The 11,984-nt window shown below is 50.4% G+C and carries 5 protein-coding genes; 4 read left to right on the top strand and 1 reads right to left on the bottom strand.

The window, feature by feature from the left end:
* Window positions 1-28 precede the first annotated feature (28 nt).
* From PPHA_RS07765 to PPHA_RS07750, 3 genes are all read left to right on the top strand, one after another.
* Complete coding sequence (locus tag PPHA_RS07765) at window positions 29-1,954, top strand: biotin/lipoyl-containing protein (protein ID WP_012508300.1); 1,926 nt, start codon at window positions 29-31, stop codon at window positions 1,952-1,954.
* Between the two features lie 1,028 nt (window positions 1,955-2,982).
* The gene (locus PPHA_RS15580) at window positions 2,983-3,495 is read left to right on the top strand and encodes a DUF4143 domain-containing protein (RefSeq protein WP_049759910.1); all 513 of its coding nucleotides are present in this window, start codon (window positions 2,983-2,985) and stop codon (window positions 3,493-3,495) included.
* 156 nt (window positions 3,496-3,651) lie between these two features.
* Complete coding sequence (locus PPHA_RS07750) at window positions 3,652-6,777, top strand: SUMF1/EgtB/PvdO family nonheme iron enzyme (RefSeq protein ID WP_012508299.1); 3,126 nt, start codon at window positions 3,652-3,654, stop codon at window positions 6,775-6,777.
* A gap of 161 nt (window positions 6,778-6,938) precedes the next feature.
* Here the strand turns inward: PPHA_RS07750 and PPHA_RS07745 are convergent, their stop codons facing one another.
* Entirely contained in the window at window positions 6,939-8,456 is a 1,518-nt protein-coding gene (locus PPHA_RS07745; RefSeq protein ID WP_012508298.1) for an ATP-binding protein, read from the bottom strand.
* Between the two features lie 371 nt (window positions 8,457-8,827).
* Here PPHA_RS07745 and PPHA_RS07735 point away from each other — a divergent pair, with 371 nt between their 5' ends.
* Window positions 8,828-11,962 (top strand): NACHT domain-containing protein, encoded by a 3,135-nt coding sequence (locus tag PPHA_RS07735; RefSeq protein ID WP_012508297.1) that lies wholly within the window; start codon window positions 8,828-8,830, stop codon window positions 11,960-11,962.
* Window positions 11,963-11,984 lie beyond the last annotated feature (22 nt).

Raw genomic sequence — 11,984 nt, 5'->3', positions numbered from 1 at the left:
TTCTCACTTAACTGTAAAGAGGACGTTGATGAAAAAAATCAGATTTATGGATGTCTCATTCCGTGACGGGTTTCAGTCCTGTTTTGGTGCGAGAGTAAAGACCGAGGACTTTTTGCCTGCCCTTGAAGCTGCCGTTCATGCCGGTACAGACAATTTTGAAATTGGCGGTGGAGCCCGCTTTCAGAGCCTCTATTTCTATTGCGAAGAGGATGCTTTTACCATGATGGATGAAGCCCGCAAGGTTGTGGGGCCGGATATCAACCTGCAGACCCTTTCACGAGGAGCCAACGTCGTTGGCCTTGTTTCGCAGTCACGCGATATTATTGATCTCCATGCCCGTCTCTTCAAAAAGCATGGTATCACCACCATCCGGAATTTCGACGCCCTGATGGATGTCCGCAATCTCTCCTACTCCGGTCAGTGCATTCACGATGCAGGGCTTCGCCACCAGGTCGTTGTTGCCATGATGGGCCTTCCACCCGGATTGCAAGAGAGCTATTGCCATACCCCGCAGTTCTATCTCGACAAGCTGCGGGAGATACTTGATGCCGAAATTCCATTCGACAGCGTTGCTTTCAAGGATGCTTCAGGCACAACAACTCCGGCTATTGTTCATGAAACCATCAAGGGAGCACGGAAGATGCTGCCCGAAGGCACCGAAATCCAGTTCCATACCCACGACACGGCAGGGATGGGCGTAGCCTGCAACTATGCCGCCATCACCGGTGGAGCTGACATTATTGATCTCTCCATGGCTCCGGTCAGTGGAGGAACCGCCGAAGTGGATATCCTCACCATGTGGCAGAGGCTCAGAGGCACCGAATACACCCTCGACATAGACCAGGAGAAATATCTTGAGGTGGAGGCGCTCTTTATTGATCAGATGTACAAGTACTACATGCCCCCTGAAGCCACAGCGGTCAATCCGGTCATCTCCTTCTCACCCATGCCCGGCGGAGCCCTCACGGCAAATACCCAGATGATGCGCGACAATAACACGCTGCACCTCTTCCCCGCAGTAATCAACAACATGCGTGAGGTGGTGGTCAAAGGAGGCTTTGGCGCATCGGTCACCCCGGTTTCACAATTCTATTTCCAGCAGGCTTTTGCCAACACCATTCAGGGCCACTGGAAAAAGATCACCGACGGTTATGGCAAAATGGTGCTCGGCTACTTCGGCAAGACCCCTGCCCGCCCTGACGATGAGGTTGTCAGGCTCGCATCCGAACAGCTCGGTCTTCCTCCAACGGTTGAAGATGTGCACGATATCAACGATCGCAATCCGGAACTTGGCGTAGCCTATAATAAATCGCTGCTCCATGAAGCCAACATTCCGCAGACCGACGAAAACATCTTTATCGCAGCAACCTGCGGCGCCAAAGGTATCGCTTTTCTTCAGGGAGATTGCTCAACCGGTATTCGCTACAAGGCCGATATTGCCGTTGAAATCAAGGCAACACCAAGAGCAGAGGTGGTTGCGGCCTACCATGAGGCACACAAACACGATATTCACCAGGAAGAGGTGAACCATCGGCTTAAGGATCTCTTTTCCAAACTGCCACCTGCAGCGCCGGTTGCGCCTCCGGGAGCATCAAAGGTGATCTCAATGGCAGGCAACTTTACCGTTTTTGTTGATGGAGCCCCCTTCACCGTCTCCTTTGCCGAAGGCTCCGCCATCAATCCCCAAACGGTTGCCCTGCCATCAGCGGAAGGCTCTCCTGAAGCCCACCACCCGCATCCAGGGACACCAGTGCCGGCGGTTATGCCCGGCAACGTCTTCTCGATTGCCGTCAAGCTTGGTGATGAGGTCAGGGAGGGAGAAGAGGTCGCCATCATCGAAGCCATGAAAATGGAAAACTCCGTCAAAGCCCCCTGTGGCGGAAGAATCCTCTCCATCACGGTAGCCAAAGGCGACTCCGTCGGAATGGGAGAGACCATGATGACCATCGGATAGCATGCCCGCCGCCCGCCCCCGGATACCGATTCCAGGGGGTGGTATGCCGGGGGCTTCTGCAACACACACTCTGTTTCCTTGTCATAGAACCCTCAAAAGAGAAACATGATGCCCGACACGACATTGCAGCCCATCAGGATTCTTGTTGCTTCTCCCGGTGACGTTGACAGGGAGCGGAAGATTGTTGAGGAGCTGATTGAGGATTGGAATATCCGCAACGGCAATGAGCATAACATGGTGCTCGAAGCGGTGCTGTGGGAAAAACATGCTGCATCGGAGAACAGGGGAGATGCTCTTGGCCCTCAGGAGGTGATTACCCGCCAGATTGTGGACGATTGTGATTGTGTCATCGGTATTTTCTGGAACCGCATTGGAACGCCCACCAGAATTGCTGCCGGAGGAGCCGTTGAAGAGGTTCAGCGGATGCTCACCGTTCTGAAACGTCCCGTCATGCTCTATTTCTCTGACATGCCCATTGCGCCGAGCAAAATTGATGATCAGCAAAAAGCAAAGCTTAAAGAGTTCAAGGCAGCGATGAAGCGTGATGGGCTGGTGTGGGAATATAATACCCGAGCGAAGTTCCAAAAACTGCTTGCCCGGCACCTTGACAGAAATATACGCGAATGGTTCTGTACCCCCGGCGCTCTACCATCCCCAAAGCCGATTCCAGTCGATGAAGTATTGCGCCGCTATCATGCCGCGCTGAGGGAGGAGCTGGGATACATTCGTATGCTTGGAATGCCGGGAGTTGAGAGCATCAAGGTCAACCTCAATGACGACACCTTTGTGCCGCTTCGTCTTTCCGATCGACAAGAGAGTGGCTTTCATCCAGGGAAAGAGGCGCTGCTTCAACGGCGTGACAAGATTGAGGAGATGCTCAACCCCGACGAAGTGATGCAACGCGCCTACAAAAAGCGCCGGATGCTGCTTATTATCGGCGATCCGGGTTCCGGGAAAACAACCCTGATCAAATATTATGCCTTGTGTGCTCTTGAGGAGGAGTCAAAACCATCAACAGCTATCTTGATTTGCTGGTCGATTTGTTGCTGGTTCGCCGTCTGGCGCCATGGCACAGCAATATTGGCAAGCGCCTGGTCAAGTCACCAAAAGTATCGGTGCGTGACAGCGGACTTTTACACGCATTGCTCTCCATTCCCGACAAGGAGAGCCTTCTCTCTCATCCCGTCATTGGACAAAGCTGGGAGTGTTTTGTTATTGAAAATATCCTCGTAGCCGCTACTGACGATGTTCAGGGCTTTTTTTACCGAAGCGCAGGAGGAGCTGAGATTGACTTGCTGCTCTCATGGTCGAATGGTAACCTGTGGGCAATTGAGATAAAACGCAGCATGACGCCAAAGCTGGAGCGCGGATTCCATGCTGCCTGCACCGACTTGAACCCTTCCCGAAAAATTGTTGTCTATCCCGGAAAAGAGCGTTATCGGCTTGCCGCTGACATAGAGGCGATGTCGCTGTTCGATATTACACAGCAGTTGTGCGATCTTGACAAAGGGATATCCGCAGCGATGATTTCAAAAGAATAAACTTCCGTTCAGCGCCAGGGGTTTTATCAAGCTCATTCATGAGCGCCCCGCAAAGCTGGATTTTTGCTTCCAAAATTGGGCGGTATACCGCGAATTTCTGGTAAATTGGCGAACGGAAAAGAGCAGAATGATACGAAAAAAGAAATGCCGCACTCCATGCAACCAGATACGAGAAATGCCACCCCTGAATTTTCGCCGGATGAGCTGCTGATTTTCATCGGGCACAGTGACGATGCTTCGGCGGAAGCTGATGCAATGCTTGAACTGAAAGAGGAGATTGAGCATGATTTTCGCCGTTTGCTTACGTCCAATAATCATCGTTCACGTTTTCGCCGAATCAAGTTTTGGGAGTGGAGATATGATGCATTGGCGATACCCGGCGGCCAGGATGTGGTTGTGGCACCGGCTCTTGAACGTGCACAGATAGCTGTTTTTCTCTTCAAAAAACGAGTTGGCTGCGTGACTCGTCAAGAGCTTGATATTACAAGAAAGCAGAGCAGGGATACTCATGTTTTTGCTTTTTTCCCGCACAATCAGCCTCTGGTAAATTCGTTTGATACTCTTGATGATGAAATTCAGGCGACTTCAGACTGGCTTGAATTAAAGAAGTATCAGAAGAGCCTGACCAGTGATTGGACTCAGAGTGGGTCGTCTTCTGTTACTCCTTTCCCAAAGTATAAGGATCCAAAAGATCTGCAAAAAATAGCGGCTGACAGGCTTTGTACTGCTCTTTCTGTTATTCTCTCTCTCGAATCTTCTATAGTTCGTCCAACTCCGTTACAGCAGGTAAACAGTGCTGCCGAACTTCTTCGCTGTTACCACGCCACCCTGAAGCAGCAACTTGGCAACATTACGCTGACCGGATCACCAGCGCTGGAGCATTTTTCGGTAAAGCTCTCCGAGACTTTTGTATCGCTCAGTTTGTCGGCTGCGTCGCGATGCGAGGTGCGCAGTAGTGCTGGCGGTGAAGGGTGCGATGAGGCGGAGTATCAGCATAGCAGCACACCCGAAAAGGTAATGAGTTTTGTGTTTCAGCACCATCCACTGTTGCTCGTCATTGGTGATCCGGGTTCGGGGAAAACCACACTGCTCAAATATTATGCGCTCTCCTGCCTCGACAACGGTCGGCACAAGGAGTTCGGGTTCAATGAGCCGGTTCATGTTTTTTTTCTGCCGTTGCGCGAACTGAAACAAGATGAGCATGGAGCTTATGCGTCGTTACCGGCAAATCTTGCTGTGTGGTCAAGCAAACAGTTTCTCAAAATTGAGGAATCCCTCTTTTCCGGTTGGCTTGAGCGGCCTTCAACACTGATGCTCCTTGATGGACTTGATGAAATCAGCGATGTTCACGACCGGATAGCGGTATGCAAATGGATTGACCGGACGGTCGGACGTTTTACCAACGCAAAGTTTGTGGTGACCTCACGAAGCACGGGGTATCGGAAGGGAGATGGCATTGAAATTGAATCAAGCCATTTGCGGGCGGATATTATGGATTTTTCCAAAGAGCAGCAGAGGGAGTTCTTGCACCGCTGGTTCAGGGCGGCATTTCTCGGTGAGTTGCCGCCAGCCGTCGAAGATGATACGGTGTGGCGCGGCCAGCAGGAGCAAAAAGCTGCCACAAAAGCTGATGCCATCCTGTTGTTTCTTGGTCAGGAGAAAAACCGGAGCTTGCGCCCTTTGGCGGGTGTGCCGCTCTTGTTGCAAATCATGGCGATGCTCTGGAAAGATCGGCAGTATCTGCCCGGCAGCCGCTTAAAGCTCTACGATGCGGCATTGAACTACATGCTCGATTATCGTGACCGTCGGAGGGGAATTGATTCGCTGCTCGTGGCGGAGGATGCCCGACGGGTACTGAGTCCGGTCTCGCTCTGGATGCAGGAGACGCTGAAAATAGATGAGGTTGACCGGGCTGAGATGCAGCAGCAGATGCAGGTACAGCTCGACACGCTCTCCAATTCGCGGCCTGCATCGGATTTTTGCCAAAGCCTTGTTGACCGTGCGGGAGTATTGGTGGAGTATGGCGAAAAGGAGTATCTCTTCCGCCATAAATCATTCCGCGAATATTTGGCGGGCGTTCAGTTGGTGAAAAATATCCACAAACCGAACGCTCTCGACAAGCTGGTGAGCCATTTTGGCGACGACTGGTGGACAGAGGTGTTTCGCTTTATTATTGGCCATGTTGAGGATGCAGAACTGTTCGACAGTTTCATGCAGAAGCTTTTTGATTCACCGGTCACTGAAAACTTGACACAAAAGCAGCAGGACTTGCTGATTGCCCTTGTTGAGGAGGCGCCGCAACGGAAGATTGATGCCCTGCGCCAAAAGCTGCTTGATCCGGCGACCACGCAAAACCGGCAGCGCTATTTGCTTGAGTGCCTGAAAACTATCGCAAAACCTGAAGCGCTTTCCGTTGTGACGGAGTTCAAGCAGTTGGGGTTGTCGAAAGAGGAACGGGTTATTGTTGCTGTAACACTCGACAAGCTTGGTGCAGAGTACATCCTGATCAAGGGTGGGACATTCATCTATTCTCAGACGCAGAAGCCGGAAACCGTGCAAGAGATGTATGTTGCAAAATACACGGTGACCAACCAGCACTATCGCCGCTTTATCGACTATCTCGATGCAAAGGAGCCGGAATTTGCTGAAAGAGTGTCTGTTGAAACATACCGAAAGAGCCTGCATGAGCTGGCATCGGGCATAGAAGGATTCAGCGAGTGGTTGAAAAAAGAACCCTCTTTGGTCAGCCGCTTTTGCTCACGTTATGATGAAGATAAACGATTCAACAAGGATGAGCAGCCGGTTGTCGGGGTAAGCTGGTATGCCGCCAAAGCCTGGTGCCTCTGGCTTTCGCTGCTTGAAGGGGAGAGTGCACGGTACCAGCTTCCGGATGAAGTGCAGTGGGAGTGGGCCGCAGGAGGCCAGCGCGACAAGCCGGATAAAGTATTAAAGGTTAGGGACTATCCCTGGCCCGAAGAGAAGGGTAAGCCTGATAAATCAAGGGCTAATTATAACAATCATGAGGGGGGAACGATACCTGTAGGCCGTTATCCTGAGGGAGCGACGCCTGAGGGGCTCTACGATATGGCGGGCAACGTGTGGGAGTGGATGGAGGATATATATAAAAAAGAGGAAAACTGGAAAGCATTAAGGGGTGGTGATTATAGTGATAAAGCTGATGCTCTGCGCTGCTCCTCCCGGAACGGCAGCGATCCGAGGGGCTGGTACCTCGACCTTGTGGGTTTTCGAGTGATTCGTTCCAGTCATTCTTCCTCTTCCTGAAATTCTGATCCTCTGTTATCTGGAACTCTGAAAAAACAATTGACACCGGGCAATGAATAATGGACAGATGGTGAGGAGCTGAAATTTTTTTTGCAAAGTCACTCAGTCGGTGCTTGCCCACTGCCCACTGACAACTGACAACTGATCACTGTCCACTCTTCTCAGATCTTCTCCCACTCGAATTTGCTGACGTTTCTTGCTTTGGGGTCAAAAACGATGCCAATCAGGTAGCGTTCTCCGGCGTATTTTTCGTAATAGTTCATCTTTTTGATCTGCTCAAGCGGCTCCCTGTCGGTCACCTTGAACTCAAACAGGAAGGTTCTCCCTTCGGCCTTCAGCGTCAGGTCAATCCGCCCCTTGTTGCTCACATCCTCGGCGATGATGTCGAGGCCGAGACTTGCAAAATAGGCGTAGAGTACGCTGGCGTAAAAGCCTTCGTAACTCTCGATAGCATTGTTGGTGAAGTTGTTGTAGGCGATGCTTGCAAAAAGCCGATGGATAAGAGGTTCCAGGTTTGCAACATCCCCGGCGTTGATGACATCAAGCAGTTCATAGCGAATCGGCTCTTTTTCTGAAACGCTGGTCATCGATTGCAAAATATAATCGTTAAAACTGATCTGCACCTCCTTATTGGGAAATCCCAACTCGTAACCAACTCCCATGCCCGACTGGATCACGCATTTTATGGTCAGATAGCCTGTCTGAAACATAATCGTTTCCAGATTGAGCGACTCGATGTTAAAGCTGTTGGCCAGAGACTCATTAACTCGAATCCCGTTAAGCTTGGGGATAAAATAGCTGTTCTTTTTTATGAGCTCAATCAAAAAGCGGGGTGTTCCTGTCTCGAACCAATAGTTTTTGAACATCTTTTGGTTTTTGATAAAGAGCAGGATATCATAAGGGTTATAGACCCTGTCACCCAAAAAGTTATACCCATTGTACCACTGTTTGACCTCTTCCATATCGACGCCTTCGAGATACGGAGCAAAACGGGTTTCCACGTCAAGCTGGGTGTAGCCGCAAATAGCGCCATAGTCCGCATTGAGGCTGATATCTTCGAGGTTGTTCAGGCCGCTGAAGAGTGATACCTTGGAGAATTTGCTCACTCCGGTGAGGAAGGCAAAGCGCAGATATTCGTCATTCTCCTTGATTTTTGTATAAAAGTCGCGCATTCCATCCCGGATGGCGAGCGCTTCGGGGAGCTGCTCGATATTGTCAAGGATGGGTTTGTCGTACTCATCAACGAGAATGACAACTTTCTGATTATGCTTTTGAAATGCTTTTTTGATTAATTCTGCGAAACATTGGTTCGGATCCTCTTTTTCTTCGCAGACAATATTGAGCCGTTCCTGATTGTCCTTAAGGATATAGAAGAGGTTTTTTTCAAGGCTCTCCCGGCAGTGAACCCCGCCACTGAAACTGATCTTGATGACTGGCCGGGTTACCTCCCAGTTCCATTGTTCTTCGATGAGAAGCCCCCTGAATAGCTCTCGTTTCCCTTCGAAAATATTTTTCAGCGTATCGAGAAAGAGGCTTTTTCCGAAACGGCGTGGCCGCGACAGAAAGACATATTGATATTGTTCAATCAATGAACGGGCAATCTCCGTTTTGTCGATGTAGAGATAATCACCCTCGATTATTTTACTGAAAGTTTGTATTCCTACGGGCAGCTTTTGCATGGTATTCAACCTCGATTTTAAACAGCAACCATCATGAGTATCATTTTTTTCATCATCAATGGTTCGCATTGCTGAAAGGCTCCAGCAAATATACACAGAAAGCGATTGCATCTGCAATGCTCCTTCCCGGCGTATCCGCTTCCGAAAGCCTTCAGCAGAGTCTGGTGTGCTATGAGCAAGGAGATTTTGCGCCAGCTTTTGAGCATGCACAGATGAAGCAGGCGGCCACACTTCTCAGGCAGGGTTGAGAGGGAAAGCGAGCAAAACTGGCGAAAAAAATCGATCCTGATTTGAACGGTATACCGGGAATTTCTGGTAAATTGGCGAACGGAAAAGAGCAGAATGATACGAAAAAAGAAATGCCGCACTCCATGCAACCAGACACCAGAAATGCCACCCCTGAATTCCCGCCGGATGAACTTCTGATTTTCATTGGGCACAGTGACGATGCTTCGGCGGAAGCTGAGGCTCTAAAGTTGTTGAGGCCGGAGATTGAGAAGAGCTTTCGGGAATTTCTGAAAGTCAATTTGCATCGTTCACGTTTTCGCAGGTGGGTTTTTTGGGAGTGGCGTGAAGACGCGTTACCCATCACTGGCGGTCAGGAGGCGGTTGTCAGAGATGCTCTTGATCATGCACGGATTGCCATTTTTGTTTTTAAAGAGCGGGTTGGCGCTGTTACCTGGCAGGAGCTGGAAAAGGTAAGAGAGCGCAGCCGGAAGCAGCGCCTGCATATTTTGGCGTTTTTTCCGGAAAAGCAGCCTGATCACGGCACGTTTCCAAATGCAGAGGCCAAACTTCAGGCTGCCGAAGATTGGACGGCATTGCTGAAGCGTCAGATGCAGTTGACAAGTGACTGGACGGAAAAGAACTCCTGCTCCTTGACACCATGTCCCAATTATCAGAATTGCGATGATCTTGTGAAAGTTGCGCTTGAAAAGCTGAAAGTGGCTATGGCCGATATTCTTGCTGTTGAGTCTCCAGCGTATCTTCCAGAGCCTTTGCCGCAGGTGGATGTATCCGTCGCCTTGCTCCAGCGCTACCATGCTACCCTGAAGCAGCAGTTTGGCGATATGACGCTGATGGGTTCGCCAGCGTTTGGCCATGTGCCTTTAAAGCTTTCTGAAACCTTTGTTTCGTTAAGCCTTTCGGGATCGTTGCATTGTGAAGATCGCACTACTGCACAAGGGTGCCGATGTGACGACGTTGTGTACGAAAAAAGCAGTACACCGGAAAAGGTGATGCGCGGGGTCTTTTTTGAGCAGCGCTGTTCACTGTTGCTCATCATCGGTGAACCAGGTTCAGGAAAAACCACCTTGCTGAAGCATTATGCGCTCTGTTGCCTTGATGAACAGCAACGGGAGAGGTATGGTTTCAAGAGAGCCGTCACTGTTTTTTTTCTGCCCTTGCGAGAGTTGCAAAAGCGGGGCAACCGGTATAGGTCACTTGAGGAGAACCTTGCAGCGTCGTCTCACAAACAATTACTCACCATCAAAAAAGAGCACTTTACGCAGTGGCTTGAGCAGCCTTCTGCACTGGTGTTGCTTGATGGACTGGATGAAATCAGCAATGTAAACGACCGTATTGCTGCCTGCAAGTGGATTACCCGGACGGTGCGACGCTTTACAAAAGCAAAGTTTGTGGTAACGTCGCGCAGCACGGGTTACCGAAAAGGCGATGGTATTGAAATTGAGGCCGGACACAGACGGGCAGACATTCTTGATTTTTCATTGGAGCAGAAGAGGGAGTTTTTGCAACGCTGGTTTAAAGCGGCCCTGCTTGCAGAGATTCGCCCTGGTACGATAGCGTTTAAGGAGTGGCAAGCAGAGCAGGAGAGCAGGGCAACCGGAAAAGCTCAAGCAATTCTTGCTTTTCTTGAGGATGAAAAAAACAAAAGCCTGCGTCTGCTTGCGGGCGTGCCTTTGCTCTTGCAGATTATGGCAATGCTCTGGAAAGAGCGTGGTTATCTGGCTGAAGGCCGGATTGAGTTGTACGATGCGGCGCTGAACTTTATGCTTGATTATCGTGATCGCTATCGAGCAATAGAGCCATCGCTTGCGGCAAAAGATGCACGGAGAGTATTAAGCCCGGTTTCGCTCTGGATGCAGGATGAATTGAAAAAAGATGAGGTTGACCGGGCTGAGATGCAGCAGCAGATGCAGGTGCAGCTTGATACGCTGAACAAGTCACTACAGGCAGAAGATTTTTGCCGGAACCTTGTTGATCGTGCAGGTTTGCTGCTGGAGTATGGTGATCATCACTATGTTTTCCGCCACAAATCTTTCCGCGAGTACATGGCCGGAGTGCAGCTTGTCAAGAATATGCATCGGCCTGATGCGCTGAAGAATCTGGTGAGCCATTTTGGTGACGACTGGTGGACGGAGGTGTTTCGCTTTTTTATTGCCCATGTTGAGGATGCTGATCTGTTCAACAGATTTATGGAACTGCTCTTTGATTCACCGGTCACCGATGCATTGGAACCGAAGCAGCTCGATTTGCTCATAACCCTTATTGAAGAGGCGCCGCAGAGCAAGAGTGATGCCTTGAAAAACAAACTGCTTGCTCCGGGAACCACTCTTGAACGGCAGCGTTACCTTCTTGAGTGCCTGAAGGCTTTTCATAAACCGGATGCCGAAGCGGTAATACAGGAGTTCCGGAAGTCAGGCTTGTCGAAAGAAAAGGTGATTGTTGCTGATGTAGAGCGTGATATGCTGGAAGCGGAGTACATCCTGATCAAAGGCGGAACATTCGTCTATTCTCGGACGAAGAAGCCGGAAACCGTGCCTGAACTGTACGTTGCAAAATATACGGTGACCAACCGGCACTACCGCCGCTTTACCGGCTATCTCGATGCAAATGAGCCGGAATTTGCTGAAAGAGTGCCTGTTGAAACATACCGAAAGAGTTTGCAGGAGCTGGCATCGGGCATAGAGGGATTCAGCGAGTGGTTGAAAAAAGAACCCGCTTTGGTCAGCCGCTTTCGCTCATTTTATGATGATGACAAGCGATTCAACAAGGATGAACAGCCGATTGTCGGGGTGAGCTGGTTTGCCGCCAAAGCCTGGTGCCTCTGGCTTTCGCTGCTTGAAGGGGAGAGTGCACGGTACCAGCTTCCGGATGAAGTGCAGTGGGAGTGGGCCGCAGGGGGCCAGCGCGACAAGCGGGATACCGTATTAAAGGTTAGGTACTATCCCTGGCCCGAAGAGAAGGGTAAGCCTGATAAAACACGGGCTAATTATAACAATCACGAGGGGGGGACGACACCTGTAGGCCGTTATCCTGAGGGAGCGACGCCTGAGGGGCTCTACGATATGGCGGGCAATGTGTGGGAGTGGACGGAGAATTTGTATAAAAAAGAAGAAAACTGGCGTGCATTAAGGGGTGGTGCGTATTATAGTGATAAAGCTGATGCTCTGCGCTGCTCCTCCCGGTACGCCGACCTTCCGAGGAGCAGGAATAGCTACATTGGTTTTCGAGTGATTCGTTCCAGTCATTCTTCCTCTTCCTGAAATTCTGATTCTCTGATATCTG

It is taken from the genome of Pelodictyon phaeoclathratiforme BU-1, assembly GCF_000020645.1.
Lineage (GTDB): Bacteria > Bacteroidota > Chlorobiia > Chlorobiales > Chlorobiaceae > Chlorobium > Chlorobium phaeoclathratiforme.
This window is presented reverse-complemented; position numbering and strand designations above follow the sequence as displayed.